This window comes from Acinetobacter sp. 5862 (assembly GCF_024494585.1).
GTDB lineage: Bacteria > Pseudomonadota > Gammaproteobacteria > Pseudomonadales > Moraxellaceae > Acinetobacter.
Genome location: NZ_JANHGP010000012.1, coordinates 25,556 through 45,039 on the forward strand (window position 1 = coordinate 25,556; position 19,484 = coordinate 45,039).

A 19,484-nucleotide genomic window follows, 5' to 3' on the forward strand; every position below is an offset into this window, starting at 1 on the left:
AAATTTTGGTTATTTCTGCAACGCTTTACGCATTTTAAACATCAATGTTGCAAAATCTTTCTCTTGTTGTGTCAATGCTGCGCTGTATGTTTTGGCATCCTGTAAACAGGCGGCAAGGCTTTGCTGCTGAATTTTACGCATTTCTTCGCTCACAATTTGTGCAATATCACCACGATCCAACAGTTCTTCATTGCTTAAAAATGCAATGATTTCCTGAACAATGCCCTGTTGCCAAACTTCACTAAAACGTACAAGCCAAATTTTTTGTGCGGTTGTTTTTGCGGAAAAAATCACTTTTTCCAGATTTTGCATAAATTGATGCACAAGCTTGGTGATTTCCTGTTCTTTTTCCAGTTTTTCCTGACGATGTCCATTGGCTTGGAACGCATACGTGGTATGAATCCCTAAGCGTTTTCCCAAGTAGAATTTATCAAGGTTTTGTTGATATTGTTCCAAACATTGCAAAGTATCCAAAACTGTGTGTTGGGGAATCAGGTTATTTAAACCTGCCTGTATCAGAGGTTGCCATTGTTGTAAAATTTGTAGGCGTTCTTGTCGCCATTCGGCAAACCATTTGCTGACTTCTTCGCTTTCAATACTATTTTCCACACCGATTTGCAATAAATCCTGCTGATATTTATCCAGTAAAATCAGATAGTTTTCAGTGCTTTGTTGCTCAGATTTTACAATTGAATTGACAAAATCCAGCGAATTTTCCAGCCACTCCAGTTTTTTTAAAGTTTGGGTGCATCGTTTGGCGGTATGCTCTGCCAAAAGGGTAAAACTTGGGCGTGGTTGTTGTTCCAATTCTGCCAAAGCCGTTAAGCTATGGGTAGTTTGTAAAGTGGTTTCAATCTGCTGATTTTGCTGTAATAAATCAATCAATGTTGAACGTAAAGGTTCAAGGCTAAAGTTGAGTCGTTGTTGTAGATCAGTATGTCGAGTATTTAAAATTTCTTGTTCCGTAGCATTTAGATTTAAGCTAATTGGCAATTTTTTTGTCAAAGTTGTGTTTAATGCCAACGCATTTGCTAATAAATGTTGATGGTTGTTTTCCCAACTGTCGATTTGAGCCAGTAAATTATTTATCCATTGTTGCGCAGCTAAACTATATTGCCAAATCGATGCATTAATTTCAGCTAAATGATAGTTTTGAATTTCTACTCGGTAATCAAAGTCAGATGTAAATAGATTTTCAGGTTCGGGTTCATGAAGTTTAGCGATTTTTTGTTCTAAATTAATAAGCTGCTTTTGTATTTGATAACGTGCCAAAAAAGCAGCATAGATTTTATCTACCAATGCTAAACGTTCAGCTTCCTCTTCTTCATCCTTAATATAATCTAACTCAAAATTTGGAATCCAATCTTGCTCTATAAAGAAATCTAAAATAATTTTGGTCTTTTCATGGGCTGTGAGGCGTGGATAATCTGGTAATAAATCAGGATTATCAATAACCTTCAAAATAGGAAAAATACAAATGTCTTCATTAAAACCAGAAATCTCAGATCGACCGTTAGTTCCATTTTCTGCAAACTTATTATAATAATATGCTCGATATAAACTTCCATCCGTATTTCTATATCTACTCATATAAATTTCTACAGTTTTAAGCCCTCTATAAATAAAAGGATAATCAAAACTACCATAAGCATAGTCTACTTTTTCTTTAGAATTTAAAAAGCCTGTGTATTTTGATTTCTGTTGATCATAATAAAAAACTTCATGTAAAAGTTGCCATTTCCCTTTACCTATTTCGCTTGGTGCATACTCTTTTTGTTGTTTTTTCCAATCTCCATATTTTATATGTGGTATATATTGAAAGTTTGGGTATATATCCCCTGTGCGTTTATCAAATATAATTTCTCTTTTATTTTTAAAGCTATACCAATCTTGTTGACTAATTGCTTCCAGTAAAATTTGCTCTGCCCCTGTATCAAAATTTTCCAGCTCAGGGCTAAGTTGTGCCAGTTGTTGTTGTGCTTGTTGTAATATGCCTTGTTGCTTGGCTTTTTCCAGTTGGAGCTGATTAATATGCTCCACCACATCAGGCGAGGTTTTATCAAAAAGCTGAAACTGTAAAGTTTTTAATTGAGCAGTCAGTTGTTGTTGCTGTGCGACAAGCTGCTCACGCTGATTGGCTGGTAAAGTGGCAAGTTGGTTCATATTTTCCTCGAATATCGTTTTCAGTTTCATTTTTCTAAATTTACAATGCGGTTAGGACAGGTGGTGTCCTTTATTCAAAAAAATATTGAAAAATTTTCTTTTTATCGCTGATTTCTAAAGAAAATACAAGGGAGTTGGTCATCGTTTGTCGTTGTAATTTGAGACCAATTTAAAACGGATATTCTTCTACAAACAATTTTACAGGCAAAAAAAATACCTTGCTGAGCAAGGTATGGAAAATGCGTTTATTCAACGCTAGAGGGTAAGAGAAAATACAGCCATTTTGAGTAAATTCTGAGCATCTTCAATGCTTGAGCTAAGATAGCGGGATAATGCACAAAAATATTGACATTAAAATCAGATTTTATTGACAATTCACGACAAGGAATTATTTCCTGTCGTCGCGAATTGTCAAAATGGCAACTTCTCTTCACCACCTGCAAATTTGTTATTAAGCCACCGATTCTTTTTGCTCTTCTTCAGCAACGGCAGGCTGCACCAGTTTTGGCTTGTGCTCCACCCATTTTGCTGGAAAAACAGATTCAATTGCGTTACCTAAAACCTTGGAAATAGACTCTGGCAATGGCAGACCAAGTGGATTGGCTTCTTTTAAATCAGCCGAGGACACCACACGCGTTCCCATCACATAATCAAACCATGGTCGCGTTACACACCAGTTAGCATCTTGATTCGAATTCATATGATGATCATAATGCCAGGGAATACGTTTTTTTGCCCAATCAGGCTCAAGATGGGCACGGCGATGAACATAATAATAATTCCCCGCACTATAAATCGCTGCAAGCGCCATGCCTTTTGAAAAAGGATAGAACACAACACTTAGCACACCTGCGGCTACAGCAAGTGACATTAACTCATTGCGCGTACGCCAGTTGTCCAGACCCTCGACATAACAATCATCAGAAAAGCCCTGCTTGCGCACTTCACGGTGGTGTGCCCAATGCGATTCCATCTGTTTTGGCGTTGGGCTGAAACGTGGCTTGCCTTTACGGTGAACCCCATGCAGTAGATATTTATGGGCAAACCATTCATAACCGTTTGCAATCACCAAACCTGCAACAAAACCCTTCAACATGGTTTTCTCCAAATGTTTCCTTATTTTTTTAAAGATATAAATTTTTGTAGGCGAAGTATTGACGATACGATATATTTATATTGACAAAACACGACAGAATAAGGAGTAGACAGGATGTCTCAACTCAAGAACTATACAGGCTCTGTTTATGGCGGATTAGGACATTTATTAAAGGCTTATTGCGAAACAAAAAATATTGAAATTCCTGAGCAATTACAACAAGTCCAAAATCTTGAACGTTTTGATTACGTCGTTTGGCGTGACTTACTTGAAGATCTTAATCGTTTAAATCCCAAGACAGGTTTAGGCTTAGAAATTGCAGAGCACGTACAACCTAAACATTTAGGAATTATTGCTTATCTCGCACTGTCATGTGAAAACTTGGGCGAAGCATTGGCGTGTTATCATGATTTTCATCGCTTAATTTATGATGGTAGCCCTCTCGTCGTTGAATTTAACCCACCCTACGCATCAATCCGCTGGGAAGCTCCAGAACCCAACCCAACCCAATTAACAGATGAAATTGCAATTGCGCTGATGGTGCAATTCCTTAAGTTATTTCTGTCAGGTGAAGATCTCAATCTACACGAAGTGCATTTTGTGAATACCGCACCGAAAAACATTATGGTTTATGAGCAGTATTTCCGTTGTAAAGTCCGTTTTGATCAGCCTAAAACTCAGCTACTTCTACCTGTTACCGAAGCCTTTAAGCCACTTCGAACAGGCGATCACACTTTACAGCAATTGTTGCTACAACAAGCTCAAGCTTTATTGGATAAGCTTCCCAATTCCACTCAACTCGATCAACGTCTACAACATGCAATTTTGACTGGATTACAAAAAAATCAATATCAAATCGATTTTATTGCAGAAAAATTAGGATTATCGGTCAGACAATTACAACGCCACTTACAACAGCAAAACACCACCTTTCAAGAACGTGTGCAACAAGTACGTTTTATGCTCGCAACGGAATATTTAAAAGATCCGCATTTGAGCCTACAAGAAATTGCCTTGCTACTTTGCTATTCGGAACAAAGTGCTTTTCAACGTGCATTTAAAATTTGGACCAACCAAACACCACAACAATGGCGAAAGAACAATACCATTTATAGTTCTTAATCAAATTGATAAGGAAACGATGGTTTCTTAAAGCATTTTTTATAGAAATGGATTTTCGATTTCCTGTTCAGGTGGGCGCTGAATTTTCTCAGGGAGATTTTCCTGCTCCAGGGCTGTCACCACCTCATTCATAAAGGCCTGCAACTTTCTGGCAGCCTGTAAACCAACCTGATCTTTAGTGATCTGTAGGTTTCCATATAGACTGACACAATCGACCTGATTTTCCAGCGTCAGGTCATAGATTGCCGAAGACTCATTTCCATCCACAAAAGGCTTAAACATCTTTTCCTCTCATTGTTCTTTTCTGTTTTAGGCTATTTGAGTTAAGCATAACCACATTAGGATGGCTGCGAAATTAACGCAACAATTGTAAGAAATACTGAACCAATGCATCAATCAATTGCTTGATTAAAGCTTGTTTGGTTTCCTCATCAATCTGCGGCAAATTAGTCTCATCAGTTTGTGTCTTCCCAGAAGAGAATTGCTGCTGTTGCGCTTGAATACTTGCCGTGGTTGCTTCTTCAGCACATTGACTTTGTCTATCCCAACTCACATAGCTAATTTCTTTATTGGCTTTAACTTGTTGTGCCGATGTAGGCAATTGATAAACATTACGCTTTTGTTGTTCTGTGAGTTGTGGAAATAAATTAATTCCTAACTTTTCTTCTAAATAACAGATGCTCACCACTTTAACCTGTAATGAATCATTATTCGGTGCATAGTACGCCCCAATAATCCCCTGTTTAGGTAAATACACGGCTTTGTATACCGCTGTAGGAACTATTACGCCATTCCCTATGGTTTTTAAACGCTTATCTTCAAAGATCGGTCCAGTAACAACATAAGCATCTTTATGCTGTTTAGTCACAATAGAACGCACTGCTTCTTCGAGTTTACGCCAAACTTCCTGATTATTCTTCGGTGATTGTGGCACCATATTGGCTAAAGAAAAACTGTCATGTTGTGCCGCAGTGTTATTCATATCGCCATTCGGTGCCATATGTCCACGATCGTACCCAGAACCACGGTAGTCCGCTAACAATGCACGATGAGCGAGAGGCACTCGTGTTTCTTCGTGAAAACTATCTTCGCGCTTGATTTTAATACTTAAACGATCTGGGGTAAGGTATTCCGCTGACCACAATGGTGTTTTTGAAATACCTGAATACATCACATTAAAATCATTAAAACACAAAGCATAACTATCTTTTTTTAGACTTTCTTTTGTAAGTAAAGGAGGAACATCTCGATAAAATTGTTCTAAGCAAGCACCATGACTCGATGGCAAAGGAATTAATTTAGAAATTTTTTCATTACCAAATGCAATCGCGAAACTGCCTGTTGCGATCAAAGCAAGAACAATTTTTCCAAAATTTTGGCTCAAAAAAGCAAATTGTGTTTTACTCTTTTTGGTTGTTTTCTTCGCCATAACTAAATCAAAATCAATATGAATGCGAAGCTTAGCAATTCCATATTCAACTGTATATTGAGATAAAGCAAAGAACGACACTTTATGTCGCAAAACTGTTCACTTGATCACCAGATAATAAAAAAGGCACTCTAAAGTGCCTTTTTTTATGTTAACTAAATTTCAATTTGACTGCCTAACTCCACAACACGGTTGGTTGGAATTTGATAGAAGTCACTCACAGGGCTAGTATTACGTTGCATTGAGATAAATAAGCGTTCGCGCCACGGAGACATACCATCTCCCACACTATGAACAATACGATCACGTGAAATAAAGAAGCTAATTTGCATCAAATCGTATTCAAAGCCTAATTCTTCGTAAGCTTGAATCAAGGCTTTTGGCACATTAGGTTCATCTTTAAAACCGTAGAAAATTTTGATGCGATAGAAATGTTCATTCAACCTTTCAACACTAATTCGCTCCTCTTGAGGAACAAATGGAACATCTTCAATCACAACCGTGACTAAAATATTACGCTCATGTAGTACTTTATTGTGCTTAATATTATGTAGCATGGCATGCGGAACAACATTAGGCGTTCCGGTTAAAAAGACTGCATCACCAGGTACCCGATGAACATTGTCCCCAATACTTTTCACAAATAAATCGAGTGATAGGGTGTCATGTTCAAGCTTAGCAAAAGTAAGCTCACGCCCACGTTTCCACGTCATCAGGATCATAACCGCGACTGCACCGATCAATAACGGTACCCAACCACCTGAGAACATTTTTAATGATGCTGCTGCGACCAGTACGGATTCCAAAATAAAGAATGGAATAATCAACAGCATCACTTTTGGTAAGCTCCATTTCCATGCATAGTATATGAATACAGCAACCAAAATCGTGTCACATAACATGGTTAAGGTCACAGCCAAGCCATAAGCACTTGCAAGGTTTGAGCTGGTTTTAAAAATTAAAATTAAGATGACAATCGCGATCAGCAATAACCAATTCAGAAATGGCACATAAATTTGTCCTTCTTCAGAATCAGAAGTATGTTTAATGCCTAAACGTGGTAAATAACCCAATTGGATTGCTTGACGGGCTAAAGAGAAAACCCCAGAAATAACGGCCTGTGATGCAATCACAGCTGCCATCGTTGCCAAGATAATCATTGGGTACAAAGCCCAACTTGGGACTAGTAAATAGAATGGATTTTCAATCGCCGCAGGATTGCGAAGTAACAGCGCACCTTGTCCAGCATAATTTAATACAAGGCAAGGCAAAACGACACTAAACCAACCGAAACGAATTGGACGCGGTCCAAAATGCCCCATATCTGCATATAAGGCTTCACCACCTGTGACCGTCAGAACAACAGCACCCATAATAAAAAATGCTTGTACAGGATGAGTGAAAATAAACTGAATTGCCCAATGAGGACTAACCATACCGAGTACGATTGGTGTTTGCACGACGCTAATGACACCCAATATCCCCAATGACAAAAACCAGAGTAGCGTAATTGGCCCAAAAAATTTACCAACAAACGCGGTTCCGTGTTTTTGCATTAAAAATAATGTCGTTACAATCACGATTGCAATTGGCACAATAAACGGATCAAGTACATTGGTTGCAATTGATAGACCTTCAACAGCGGAAAGTACTGAGATTGCAGGCGTAATAATACCGTCACCAAAAAATAGCGATGCCCCAACAAAACCAATCGCAATTAAATAAATCTTCTTACTATCGGATATTTTTGCTTTGCGTAGATTCAAAGCAAGTAAAGCCATGATTCCACCTTCACCATTGTTATCCGCACGCATAACAATCGCGATGTATTTAATACTGATAATCAGCATTAAACACCAAAAAATAATCGACAAGATTCCCAATACATTTTCAGGTTGAATTCCTAAACCATGTGCAGCATGGAAGGATTCTTTCAAAGCGTACAGAGGACTGGTTCCAATGTCTCCAAACACCACCCCTAATGCTGCCAATGCAGTGGCAGGTAAGGCTGCTTTTTTTGCAGTACTTTGCATATATTGTCTTCAATATAGAACGTTATATTCCTTAATATTATCATTAGCCAAGAAGTTTTTCTGCAAATCTGTTCGACTACAACTTGGCAGTCTGCTTTTTTTTAGTTACTATCGCACACCTTGGTGAGGTGTCCGAGTGGCTTAAGGAGCACGCCTGGAAAGTGTGTATACGTTTGCGCGTATCGAGGGTTCGAATCCCTCTCTCACCGCCAAGTTTACTTTCTATGATATCTCATAGAGTCCTAAAAGCTTAAATCTAAAGGGTTTAGGCTTTTTTTATTGCCTTATGTTTTCCAATTGACCCTATTGAATCCTGATACAGTTGGGGGTATAACTGGGGGTATAATAAATTACCCTCATTTTTATACCCCCAAATTTCTACGGGAATCGTTGCAATGCTTACAGATGCTCAGGTCAGAAAAATCAAACCTGCTGAAAAGAAAACCAAATATTCTGATGAAAAAGGCATGTATCTGGAAGTCACACCGTCAGGTGGCATGCATTGGCGTATGAAATTTCGCATCAATGGGAAAGAAAATATTTTCACTATTGGTACATATCCAGACACCACACTTGCTCAAGCAAGAAGAATCCGTGATGAAGCACGCTTAAACTTAAAAGATGGAATTAATCCAAACGAAGCAAAGAAACAAAAGAAATTGCAGGCAGACGAAAGCACGTTTTTCAGGGCACTTGCAATGGAATGGATGCAAGACCGTCAAGCCGTTATAAAAGAAGCAACTTATTTACGTGATTTATCGGTATTTGAAAAAGACTTATTTCCGATACTAGGTGATATGCCTATTGATCAGATCAAAGGGAAAGATGTACTCGCTTGTGCCAAAAAAATTGAAGAACGTGGTGCATTGGAAATGGCAAAACGCTCAATCCCTTTAACTGGGCGTATTTTCCGCTTTGCGATTCGTAAAGGCATTATTGAGAATGATCCCACCCCTCACTTAGGCGAGGCTCTTAAGCCTCGTAAAGTAAAAAATATGGCTCGTCTGGATATTTCCGAATTCCCAGCCTTTCTTGAACGTATGGATCGTTACCACGGCAATCTCATCATTAGATCAGCTTTACAGTTAATGACTCTTACCTTTGTAAGAACAGCAGAACTGAGAATGATGGAGTGGAATGAAATTGATTATGAGAATCGTTTATGGCGTATTCCAGCACATAAAATGAAAATGGCTATGCCACACATTGTGCCTTTATCGAAACAAGCTTTAGAAATACTAGAAAAGATTCAACCAATCACAGGCATAAAACAGTACGTTTTCTATAATTACAGTACGGCTAAACCAATCAGTAGTAATGCCCTTTTATGTGCAATTCGTACAATGGGTTATAACGGTAAAATGACTGGACACGGATTCCGTGGGCTTGCCTCTACAACCTTGCATGAGCAAGGCTATATGCACGATGCGATTGAAATTCAATTAGCCCATAGAGTTGGGAATGCTGTATCTCAGGCTTATAACCACGCCCAGCACTTAGACTATCGAGTGAAAATGATGCAGGAATGGTCTGATTTTATTGATGGATTGAGGAGATAAATTCTGTCTTTTCCTAAGCATAAGGCAGTTTAATCTCAAAGTCATAGGAGCGTGTATACTCTATTTAACTATTAATTAACTAAAATTCAATCTAATTTAAGAAAAAATTAAAAGTCTTTATAAAATAAAGAAATAGAGCATAAAGTCCATTCAAAAAATTGCTTCTACCACAATGTTCTTATACTTTATTATTTATTAACTTATACAAGAGCAAATAGAAATATGGATGAAGCAACTAAGGACTATTTCTATAGTATTTTTTTCCGCTTAGAAATGTATAGACGCTCAGGAGAAGAGTTTCAGATTTTCTTCTCAGACTTGATGTTTTTAACAGATCCCCATTTTATAAAAGTAGCTCCTTTTGGAGGAGATGGTGGTAATGATGGATGTGTTGCCAACAAAGGACACTACTATCAAATTTATGCACCAAAACCTACGACACCAGCTCATCAAACACATAAAACCGTTTTGCAAAAATCTGTTACTGATTTTGAAAAATTAAATACACATTGGAATGGTCAAACAGGCCTACCCAATATATCAGAATATTATTTTGTCTATAATGATAGGTTTCAAGGTATTCCACCTGACATCATTACCACTTTAGCAACCCTAAAGAGTACTTATAACTTAGATAATTCTGAATGTATTCATTCAGCTATTATTGAAAATCACTTCGATATACTGACAGAAAAACAAAAGCTTAAACTTTTAAATAGATTACCAATAAATGAAGTACCTTTTACAGTAGATCCCTCGGCTTTAGGTAAATTACTCCAACATTTATCTAACCAAAATATCAATAGTTTAGGTTTTTTAGAAATTGATGTACCTATTTGGGATGAAAAAATTAAATTTAACGGAATTAGTCAAAATTTGGACTTGAAACTAAAAACTAATAGCTTACAAGGTCACAGGGTAAGAGATTACCTGAAAGGAAGTAAAAGTACAGACTCCCAAGATATTGCACAGCAAATTAACAATATTTATAAAGAAAGTAAAATACACCTCCCTGACACTTTAGAGAATTCGGCAGATATGCGATACTTTTGGATAGTTGATAGACTAATTCCCACAGATATCTTCCAAACTGCTTCGATTCCAGTCTTACAAGCATTTAGAAATGCTTCAGAGATCGTTTTAGCTCATTACTTTGACACTTGTGACGTATATGACAATCCTAACCAGCTTCATGCCTAACAAACATATTCTGTTTAGCAACTCCTTATTAGCAGTTGCAGGATTACTACGCTCAAAGTTAGCAGTAAGAGCATTGACCATAGATGAATTATGGTTAACTATAAAACATGATAATTCAATAATTAAACCTGATTTTACAGAAGTCATTTTAGCAATCAATATTTTATATGCAATACAGCAACTTACATTAAATGACTATTCTGAACTTGTGCTAAAACCTATAAGTTCTGCGGAGATTGCAAATGAAGTTGATTAGCTTATCTTGCAATCAGCCAAGTTTTAAAACCTTAGTATTCAACGAGAATGGTATTTCTATAATCTTAGGCGATGGTGCTAAAGATCTTAATGGTACGAGTAATGGGGTTGGTAAGACTTTATCTTTGAAGCTCATCCACCATTGTCTGGGTGCAAATGCTGATCCTGCTTTTACTGCCGTCTTTCCAGAATGGATTTTTAGTTTAAAGTTTAAGCATGAAAATGTTGTTTATGTCATTTCTAGAACGGGTGATGGAAAAAAAATATGGCTTGGTGATCAGTCTATTTCCTTGACAGATTACAGAAACTGGTTAAATGAACAAAACTTTTTTAACTTAAAAAACAAAATATCTGATCTTGGATTCAGATCATTATTTAAACGTTTTTCAAGGGTAAAAAAGGCTGATTGCGATAGTCCATCTAAAACAGATAAAGAACAGGATTACCCAGCCCTCCTACGGACTATGTTTTTGATGGGAGCAAATCATGAATTAATTGTAAACAAACATAATTCGAAAGCTGAATTAGATAAAGCCAACCAAAATATCAAACAGTACAAAGAAGACCCTGTACTTTTAGATTTTTTTCGGGCAGGGACTCAACCAAGAATAAGATTAGAATTCTTAGAACAGGAAATTCCAAGATTACGTAAAGATATTAATCTTTTTAAAGTAGCTGATGACTATCGTGATATTGAAATACAAGCTAATGAACTGACTGAACTCATCAAAAATACTGCCTTTGAACAAGAGTCAATAAAACAACAATTGACTGATATCAGCCAAATGATAATGGAACAGCCTGATATCAGTAAAGATGATCTACTAGAGCTTTATAAAGGCATTGAAATGGTCTTTAAACCAGAAGCTCTTATGCATTTCGACTCAGTAGAGAAATTCCACCAACAACTATCTGTTAATCGTAAAGTTCGCCTTGAAGAAGAAAAAAGCCACTTACTTGATAAGCTAGACCGTTTAGACTCGGAGAGATTTAATTTTGAAAGTGAGCGTGATCAAAAAATTCAATATTTACATGGAAAAAGAGCACTTGATGATTATGTTGCATTAACCCAAGAATTGTCCAATCTAAACAATGAATTTGAACGTCTCACTGAATATTATGGCGCTATTTCAGCTCTTGAAAAAAAGAAGCTTGAAATTAAGCAAAAGAGACTTGAAGATGATAAAAGGGCTACTGCTTACGTTGAAGCCAATCCATTAGAGAATTTTGATAAAAATTTTAAATCACTTGCAAATCAACTATATCCAAGAACTCCCGCAGGTATAACACTTTCAGCAAATACTAGTGACCGTAATCAGATTAGATTTAATTTAGATATCAATATAGAAGGTGATAGCTCAGATGGAATAGGTGATGCAGTTATTTTATGCTTTGATTGGATTATTTTAACTTCTGGTCTAAACCATTCCATTGAGATGTTATGGCATGATAATCGCCTCTTTGCAGATATTGATCCAAAGGTTAGGTCGAATTGGCTCAGCTCTATAGCATCGGAAGCAGAAAAAAGAGGATTACAGTACATCATTTCAATTAATACTGAAAACTTTGAAGCAATGGAAGATTATCTATCTTCTGAGGAATACAATAGTTTAAAATATAGACAGATAATTCAACTTAAGGGGGATACTCCAGAAAATAAACTTTTAGGCATTCAATTCGGTTGATAAAAATTTAATCATTATAAGCTTTAATGATATTAAGTATTTCATGCACTTCTTTAGGTTAGTCAATCACAGATTTTCCTTTCAAGATCACCGTGATTTTTTCTGTGCTTAGCGTATTTCCAGGTTTTATTAAAACCTTGAATGGTACGGATAGAATTAGCTTTACTAAGTTTTCAACTACCCTAAGTTTCTGATAAAACAGTTAAACACCCTATATTCTCACTAATCTATCCAATCAGAGGAATAATTTTTAAGATGATGCTATAGAAAGTTAGTATTTTATTATTAATTTACCTCACCAGACAGTATTTTAGAATAGAACTAGTAGCTTTCACCCCAAGAAATCATACGTCCTTCAAACTCAGGTATTAAAAACTCAATAAAGTGATTTAAATCATGTTTATATATCTTAGCGTCTTCAGGCTGTTGTGTATACTTTTTATAACGTTCTTTCCATTTACCCGAACTATCTCTCTCGTTCAATAAATTAGGTTTTCCAGTTACTTTTAAAGTAAGCATGAAATGCTTAATGTAAGCTGGATGATGTTCCATTAAGTTATGGGCTACACTTACCATATCGTTAATATTATTACCTACAACATAACCAAATTTTGCACTTAAAATTGAGTTGATCACTGTTTTATAGGGTGCATGTAAAAGATATTTGGGTGTAATAACTCCCAGTAGCTCAAGCTCTTTACGAATAGAGAACCACTGAAAGTTGAATTGACTATCAGTAAGATAATGAGTTTTTACCCATAGTTCAGTAAACTCGACCAATAATTCAGGTTTAGTCTTTGATGGTACTTTTACCTCGAGCTCCACCTGTTCCAGTGACTCAAGATACTTTTTAACTTTTAGTTTATCTTTTTGATTCTTACTTTCTTGTAAATAGCTTTGTTGTAAGCCTAATTTCTGCTTTAACTTTCGATATTCAGCTTCATAATCAAAAAAATATATTTGCTTTGTAGATTCATTATGAACCAAACTCTGGAATTCAACTAATTCACTATTCCACTTATTAATGATCTGATTATTCTGTATTTCTGGTTTTAGATAATGGCACTCTAATGTAAAGACTTTTGTTTTAATAGACTGAGCAACTGTAGAAGCATTCACTACAAAAGCATTGGCGTTGTTATTGTAGTAAATATCTTGGATTGACTGCTTCTTCGCTTTTTCAGTTGGCTCAAAATGATTGAAAATCCACAGTAGACAAGCATTGTTATCCTGATAGAAAACCTTACGATCAATGATTACATTCAAAAAAGTTGTAGAAAGTTGCCCCTCAAAAACAACCAATTGCTTCTTATAAAATGCAGATACATCTGGTCTCCGCCATTGCTTTAGATCAATACTTTTACGAACTTGCTCAATATGAATATCACTAAAAGCCTCATCCGCTTGAAGACTCTTATATATATTCTCTTTTAGCGATTTATGTTGTTGAGTTTCTTTAGCAATTTGATATTTAAGAGCAGTTTTTTCATTTTCTGAAAGCTGTTTAATATTCTTTACAGGGCACTTGAAGTTGGGGTTATTTTCTAACTCAGGAATATGCCTAAAAAAGAATGTTGCCGAAGTGTTGATCCGCATGTGATCTGTACGTCTAGCGAGGATAACAGGAGTTTGACACCATGCACAGGTAAAATAAGGATTGTTGTTATCCCGTTTATATTGTTCACTTACTTTGCTACGCCATTGGTTAAGCTCCATTTCAGATTGCTGAAAGAATACATCGATATCAATCCACATATTTTGATTTTTATCAACTATATGAACTAATTTCATGTATTCTTCCCCATTGCCAATAAATTAAGCTAACTGATAATACACTTTCAAAGCCTCGACCAAGTCTGCTTTTAATCGAAGGGTGTTTGTAAATCTAATTTGCTTAATATCTGTCAAATTAAAACCAACTCGATTTGCATCGAAGGGAGAACTATCATTTTTAATCAAAATAAAATTCTTTTGACCTAGTCCCTTACCTCGATTCAGCCCCATCAAATAACCAATTTCATGATAAACATTACCATTTTGATGACTGATATCAGCAATTAATAATCCACTATCTTCTATAAGCTCTAAAATTTCGTCATTGATATTGTGAGAATATCCTTGATTAAATTGATCAATTCTAATTTCGCGCAATAGAATTTCTTGACCAAACTCTTGATTAATTGTCTGAACAGCTTCTTTAATAGCATCATAGTGTGGAGTTGTATCAGGAGAGAACTGCATTGAAATAAAGACTTGCTTACTCTTTACCTCTTTAATTTTTTTATAAATTTTTATAAGTGATTTCGAGTGTACTTGATCCAGATCAAAAATATGATTTCTCTTTAGCCAATTGATAAATATTGGTAATTTCATTTGTGAAAGTTGAATAAACACACAAGCTACTACAATATCTACTGATATTTCTGTGAGATTTTCATTTCCCAAAATTTGGTTTACTTCTCTCAGAGCTTGCTTAATTTTATTTATTTCTTCATCTAACTCAACAATCACATTTTCTGTGAGTGCTATATCTATAATTTTTTTGGAGAATGTTAATGGACAATTAAGAAAATCTTGACCTAAATTCGGGTAGACATCTGCTAAATTAGATATCAAAGCTATACCTAACTTACGAACAGCATATGTTGCCCAATCGAATTTTTCCTTTAACTCTTCATCATCAAATCCATCTACACCATCTTGTAAAATAATCGCTTTTAAATTTTGTTCCATTGTCAAAGGAACAGCTTTGGCATTGATATTATTAAAAATTATACGTTCGGCTTTTTTCCCTTCTTGCTGTAAAATTAAACCATCCACCCCCTCAACCGACGAACTCAGGATGATACAAAATGGACAATCTTTTTTTGATACATTCTCATCATTTAGGTCTTCGACTGCTGAAAGACGGTGATTACCATCAATACGATTGAATGGTCTCTTACCTTCTCCTATTTGCCTATCATCTAATATTATTTCAACTAATTTAATTTCTGTCTTATTTCTAATATCTGACTTATTTCTATATGAGACTGATTTCTCCCTTAATTCAGTTCCATCAATATTTGATTTAAAACTTCTTGTAGAACTTTCTTTAAATTGTAGTAATGGGAGCTCATTACTACTACCATCATAAGTGAGTTTATGCTTGAGATCTAAACTCAAAACAATTTCTGAAAAAAATAAATAATTATTATTTTTAAGATACTTTTGCAACTCTTCTTGACGTTCTTGAATATATGCTCGTTGATAGCTTTCATCTGGCTGAGACAACCGTGCAAGCTCACCTAAAGGTGCAAAACCACGAATACACAGTTGACCGCCTAATGAATATTCTAAAATACCTCTAATAATCATACTGCTTCCCCAAGAATCATTTTTTCTATTTCTTGCTTTGCACTCTCAAGGGCATGATTAGCTTCATCTTCTAGCCTTTTAGCCTCATCACGAATTTTCTGAATATGAGAAATTATTTCCTCCTGAATAGGCATTGTTGGGATAGCTATTTTTAGTTTAGCTAAATCACTTGGATAAACATGCGGTTGTCCCGCACCTTTTTGTAAGTAATAGACTTCTTTCTGTTTAACTTTTAAAAGTTCAGCTAAATATAGAGGTAACACTAGATCATCTTTAACTTTTATAACACTACAATCAGATGCAAAAATCGGATAGTCATGATACCAAATATAACCTGAATAAGCCCCAGAAGCGCTAACCGTTATGGTTTCATCTTTATAGTTATATCGATTATGTGTATAAGGACTCGTTTTACCACCAGCAATAACTGGATAACTACCACTTATAACATCTGAAGAAGTAATACTTTGACCTTTTTGAATACTAGCTATCTCAAATAATTTTTTGTTAGGATAGATTCCACCTTCAATTTTAAATTTTTCTCTAGAAATTGAAATAGGATCCCACTCTTCTCCAACAATTTCAGAAAAATTTTTCAGAAAAATACGATTCGTAAATGAATAATCTTCCTTAGGCAGAAAAATACCTAATTTATCTAATAAATAGGCATCAATAGATGCTAATTTTTCTTTAGCTTTACGATTAGTATTACTAAAAATATTGAATGCAAGATTATAAATTTCTATAACTCGTCTTTGCTCTGCTAAAGAAAGTTTAGGAATTTGAATACTGCCAATTTCTTTATTGTTTAAATTATTTTGAGCAGCGCCCTTACCAATAATATCAATTTGCTTTCTAATAAAGTTAAGCTCAAACAAAATACATAAAAAAAATTTATCTAGCTCTTGAGATAAATCTAAGCGTACTAATGCAGAGTTTAGGTTGGCTTCTTTTAAATCCTCTGGGATGATTGCTAAAGTACCTAAATTATCTTTCGTACCACTTATCGCAAATATCAAATCACCAGAAGTTACTTGAGTTCTTTTTAACTTAGTATTATGAATATTTCTATGTATAAATTTAATATTGGTTTTATCAATAGTGTGATTCTTCAAGTTGTTCACACGAATAAATGGTACTCGATCATCATCTAACGATTCAGAATAATAACCATCACGAGGTCCATCTCCACGATTCCAAGAATCAATATAGTTCTTTAAAAATACGCAACCAATTGATTTTAGAGATTTTCTAAAATCATGATATTCAGGTTTATAAAAATAAGGATCCCAACGCTCTACTATTTCAGATTTATTTATTAAAAAGCTAGATTGATTATTCATTTTTCAATCTCCTGAATAAATTCAGCTAATTCAGTAGAAATCAATTCAAGCTCATTCACCTGAGTCTGTTTACCTGTTGCGTCATAACCAATATCCTCAGCAATTGCCATAAATATCGGATAATCAGGAAGCTCATTTTGCTTATTCTGCAAATACAAATCTTCTAAATTTTCTTTAAGCTCATTTATTTTTTCACGGTATTCAGCATCAATTTCAGCTTTCCATGCTTTATATTCTTCGGTCTTTTTCAATTCCGTTAATGTCATATCTTCTTCATCATAAGGATTATCAAAATCTTTCATATTCTTAATAATTAAGGCTTTCTCTTTGTCCCAAGCTTTTAATTGATTTTCATAAGCATTCTTAGTTTTCAAATTATTTTGAATATTTAACTTACGTTGTTTTAATTCTTCTGTATGTGTCTTTGAATATTTCTTCAAGAACAGTACAGAACTCTTCACACCCGCCCCTGTAGCAGAGAATGCAGTTTGAGGCATAGAAATAACAGCTACTATTCGATACCAATCTTCAATTTGATCACGAACATATTGCAAACTACTATTGGTTAAAATCCCATCAGGAATAACCACTGCTAAATAACCACCCTCATTTAAGAAGTTATATGCTTGCTCTATAAATAAAACTTCAGTGCTTTGTGAATCACGGTTTTTTACACCAGAATTTTTTACATCCAACCAACCTGGTTCATTGTTGCCCAAGTTATAAGTCTTTAAGTAGGCTTGCTCAGTTAACTTCACTGCTGAGCCAAAAGGAGGATTAGTAATAATGAAATCAAATGTTCCGTATTTGAAACCTTTGTTATGACTATTTTTTTCAATCGTTTGCTCATTTAGTAAACCATCTGATGAAATCACATTAGTATGACCATCATCATGAATAATCATATTCATTTTTGCAGTACGAGCAATCTGTTCATTGATTTCAATCCCGTAAAGATTTTTTTCAGCAAAATCATGCCAGTATTCATGCCATGCACGATAATCCTCATTATCCGTTTCAAAGTCAGGATATTCTAAATCTGCTTGATGACGTACTTTATCTAAGGCATGTAATAAAAAACCGCCACTACCACAAGAAGTATCTAAAACACGTGACGTGTTCTTAATCGGTAAAACATCAACAATAAATTTAACGATTGGACGAGGTGTAAAGTATTGGCCAAACTCACCACGGAAAAAGCTTCCCATAAATGTCTCGAAAGCTCGTCCTTTACTATCAAGATCAGTTTCGCTTAAGTTGATTTCTTGTAAATAATTTACAATAGTACGAATACGCTCATTAGATAAGCGAATATCGTCTTTAAAAACTTCTTTGTCGAAATCTTTACCTTTTTCATAAATATGCTTTATACGATCTGCAAGTTCTTGATTAGTTTTCCTAATTGAATCTGCCTCATCTTTACCTTGAACAGTAATAACCTGAAATTTATAAATTTCACCTTTCTTTCTTCTTTTTTTAGTTGCTCCCTCTAAGTTGTAACGCTCATCCCAGATCTTACAAAAAATTAATTTATCCAGTTCGTCAAAGGCCTCTGATGGATTTAACTGACCGCCAGCCCACAGTGCATCATGTGCTTGTTTAAAACGACGTGTTAACTCATCTTCTGCAACTTTTTTTATATCTTTAAATTCTTGTGTAACTTTTTTCCCAGTTTTAGGATCTGTATATTCATGTTTCCCACCGCCTTTAACAAAGGTATAAGGTGCTACAGTATCTGAACCAAAATGAGGCAAATCTGTTAAAGCTTCACGTGTATTTTTTTCCTTGTTGAAGCGATAAATTTCACTAAGTAATGTTGAATACGCCCAAATATACTTCACTGTACCAGAGAGAGCATTTGCATAACTAAAACATTGATTAATAGCTTGATTAAATTCTGCCTGTGTAACTTCTTGTTTTTTAGCCTCAACAATTATGATCGGCTTCGTATGTGAAGAATCCTCATAGACAATGATGTCAGCTTCACGTTTATCTGACCCAAGTGTTACTGTTACGAATTGTTTAATATTTTCAACTGGATAACCAAATTCTAGAACTAAACGAATAAATGCTTCTACTTGAACTTTTTCTTCTGGATTATTAAAATTTCTTGATTTACCTTGCTTAACATAAGTAATAGTTGAGCCATCTGCACTCAACTCAATTAATTTTGCTTGTAAACCTTGTTGAATCCAATTGTCCATATGTATGTTACTGCTATCTAAAGATAAAAAATATGGAA

The 19,484-nt window shown here is 35.2% G+C and carries 14 protein-coding genes and 1 tRNA gene; 6 read left to right on the forward strand and 9 right to left on the reverse strand.

The annotated features are described in order from the left end of the window. Positions 1 to 9: 9 nt before the first annotated feature. Positions 10 to 2,163, reverse strand: a complete 2,154-nt coding sequence (locus NO346_RS01430; protein ID WP_256413975.1) for a hypothetical protein — start codon at positions 2,161 to 2,163, stop codon at positions 10 to 12. Between the two features lie 451 nt (positions 2,164 to 2,614). Then, positions 2,615 to 3,259, reverse strand: a complete 645-nt coding sequence (locus NO346_RS01435; protein ID WP_256413976.1) for a sterol desaturase family protein — start codon at positions 3,257 to 3,259, stop codon at positions 2,615 to 2,617. A gap of 114 nt (positions 3,260 to 3,373) precedes the next feature. On the opposite strand from NO346_RS01435, the gene NO346_RS01440 reads away from it, so the two are divergent. Next, positions 3,374 to 4,381, forward strand: coding sequence for an AraC family transcriptional regulator (locus tag NO346_RS01440; RefSeq protein ID WP_256413977.1), 1,008 nt, complete (start codon positions 3,374 to 3,376; stop codon positions 4,379 to 4,381). Positions 4,382 to 4,420: 39 nt separating this feature from the next. On the opposite strand, the gene NO346_RS01445 is transcribed toward NO346_RS01440, so the two are convergent. From NO346_RS01445 to NO346_RS01455, 3 genes are all read right to left on the reverse strand, one after another. Beyond that, positions 4,421 to 4,663: a hypothetical protein gene (locus tag NO346_RS01445; RefSeq protein WP_005156717.1), complete on the reverse strand. Its 243-nt coding sequence runs from the start codon at positions 4,661 to 4,663 to the stop codon at positions 4,421 to 4,423. A 73-nt stretch (positions 4,664 to 4,736) separates the two neighbouring features. Next, a complete protein-coding gene (locus NO346_RS01450) occupies positions 4,737 to 5,810 on the reverse strand; it encodes a DNA/RNA non-specific endonuclease (protein ID WP_034602596.1) in 1,074 nt (357 codons plus the stop codon). A 155-nt stretch (positions 5,811 to 5,965) separates the two neighbouring features. Next, the gene (locus NO346_RS01455) at positions 5,966 to 7,843 is read right to left on the reverse strand and encodes a potassium transporter Kup (RefSeq protein ID WP_256413978.1); all 1,878 of its coding nucleotides are present in this window, start codon (positions 7,841 to 7,843) and stop codon (positions 5,966 to 5,968) included. A gap of 122 nt (positions 7,844 to 7,965) precedes the next feature. Between NO346_RS01455 and NO346_RS01460 the strand changes: the two genes are divergently transcribed. The 5 genes from NO346_RS01460 (at position 7,966) to NO346_RS01480 (ending at position 12,542) form a co-directional block, all read left to right on the forward strand. Beyond that, a tRNA-Ser gene (locus NO346_RS01460) sits at positions 7,966 to 8,055 on the forward strand. Positions 8,056 to 8,238: 183 nt separating this feature from the next. Further along, positions 8,239 to 9,402, forward strand: coding sequence for an integrase arm-type DNA-binding domain-containing protein (locus tag NO346_RS01465; RefSeq protein ID WP_256413979.1), 1,164 nt, complete (start codon positions 8,239 to 8,241; stop codon positions 9,400 to 9,402). Positions 9,403 to 9,624: 222 nt separating this feature from the next. Next, a complete protein-coding gene (locus NO346_RS01470; protein WP_241306500.1) occupies positions 9,625 to 10,602 on the forward strand; it encodes an ABC-three component system protein in 978 nt (325 codons plus the stop codon). Further along, positions 10,595 to 10,858: an ABC-three component system middle component 6 gene (locus NO346_RS01475; RefSeq protein ID WP_241306499.1), complete on the forward strand. Its 264-nt coding sequence runs from the start codon at positions 10,595 to 10,597 to the stop codon at positions 10,856 to 10,858. The genes NO346_RS01470 and NO346_RS01475 overlap by 8 nt, the downstream gene beginning before the upstream one ends. Beyond that, a complete protein-coding gene (locus NO346_RS01480; RefSeq protein WP_256413980.1) occupies positions 10,845 to 12,542 on the forward strand; it encodes a DUF2326 domain-containing protein in 1,698 nt (565 codons plus the stop codon). Before NO346_RS01475 ends, NO346_RS01480 begins: the two co-directional genes overlap by 14 nt. 321 nt (positions 12,543 to 12,863) lie before the next feature. Here NO346_RS01480 and NO346_RS01485 read toward each other — a convergent pair whose 3' ends face one another. From NO346_RS01485 to NO346_RS01500, 4 genes are read right to left on the reverse strand one after another with little or no spacing between them, the layout of a single operon-like run. Next, positions 12,864 to 14,333, reverse strand: a complete 1,470-nt coding sequence (locus NO346_RS01485; RefSeq protein ID WP_256413981.1) for a DUF6035 family protein — start codon at positions 14,331 to 14,333, stop codon at positions 12,864 to 12,866. 24 nt (positions 14,334 to 14,357) lie between these two features. After that, the gene (locus NO346_RS01490) at positions 14,358 to 15,899 is read right to left on the reverse strand and encodes a DNA sulfur modification protein DndB (protein ID WP_256413982.1); all 1,542 of its coding nucleotides are present in this window, start codon (positions 15,897 to 15,899) and stop codon (positions 14,358 to 14,360) included. Next, on the reverse strand, positions 15,896 to 17,242 hold the full coding sequence (locus NO346_RS01495) for a restriction endonuclease subunit S (protein WP_256413983.1): 1,347 nt from the start codon (positions 17,240 to 17,242) through the stop codon (positions 15,896 to 15,898). Before NO346_RS01495 ends, NO346_RS01490 begins: the two co-directional genes overlap by 4 nt. Next, entirely contained in the window at positions 17,239 to 19,446 is a 2,208-nt protein-coding gene (locus NO346_RS01500; protein ID WP_256413984.1) for a restriction endonuclease subunit M, read from the reverse strand. The genes NO346_RS01495 and NO346_RS01500 overlap by 4 nt, the downstream gene beginning before the upstream one ends. Positions 19,447 to 19,484 lie beyond the last annotated feature (38 nt).

Coding starts and splice junctions, on each gene's coding strand:
- NO346_RS01430 (WP_256413975.1), bottom strand. CDS start 2,163: ATGAACCAACTTGCCACTTTACCAGCCAATCAGCGTGAGCAGCTTGTC.
- NO346_RS01435 (WP_256413976.1), bottom strand. CDS start 3,259: ATGTTGAAGGGTTTTGTTGCAGGTTTGGTGATTGCAAACGGTTATGAA.
- NO346_RS01440 (WP_256413977.1), top strand. CDS start 3,374: ATGTCTCAACTCAAGAACTATACAGGCTCTGTTTATGGCGGATTAGGA.
- NO346_RS01445 (WP_005156717.1), bottom strand. CDS start 4,663: ATGTTTAAGCCTTTTGTGGATGGAAATGAGTCTTCGGCAATCTATGAC.
- NO346_RS01450 (WP_034602596.1), bottom strand. CDS start 5,810: ATGGCGAAGAAAACAACCAAAAAGAGTAAAACACAATTTGCTTTTTTG.
- NO346_RS01455 (WP_256413978.1), bottom strand. CDS start 7,843: ATGCAAAGTACTGCAAAAAAAGCAGCCTTACCTGCCACTGCATTGGCA.
- NO346_RS01465 (WP_256413979.1), top strand. CDS start 8,239: ATGCTTACAGATGCTCAGGTCAGAAAAATCAAACCTGCTGAAAAGAAA.
- NO346_RS01470 (WP_241306500.1), top strand. CDS start 9,625: ATGGATGAAGCAACTAAGGACTATTTCTATAGTATTTTTTTCCGCTTA.
- NO346_RS01475 (WP_241306499.1), top strand. CDS start 10,595: ATGCCTAACAAACATATTCTGTTTAGCAACTCCTTATTAGCAGTTGCA.
- NO346_RS01480 (WP_256413980.1), top strand. CDS start 10,845: ATGAAGTTGATTAGCTTATCTTGCAATCAGCCAAGTTTTAAAACCTTA.
- NO346_RS01485 (WP_256413981.1), bottom strand. CDS start 14,333: ATGAAATTAGTTCATATAGTTGATAAAAATCAAAATATGTGGATTGAT.
- NO346_RS01490 (WP_256413982.1), bottom strand. CDS start 15,899: ATGATTATTAGAGGTATTTTAGAATATTCATTAGGCGGTCAACTGTGT.
- NO346_RS01495 (WP_256413983.1), bottom strand. CDS start 17,242: ATGAATAATCAATCTAGCTTTTTAATAAATAAATCTGAAATAGTAGAG.
- NO346_RS01500 (WP_256413984.1), bottom strand. CDS start 19,446: ATGGACAATTGGATTCAACAAGGTTTACAAGCAAAATTAATTGAGTTG.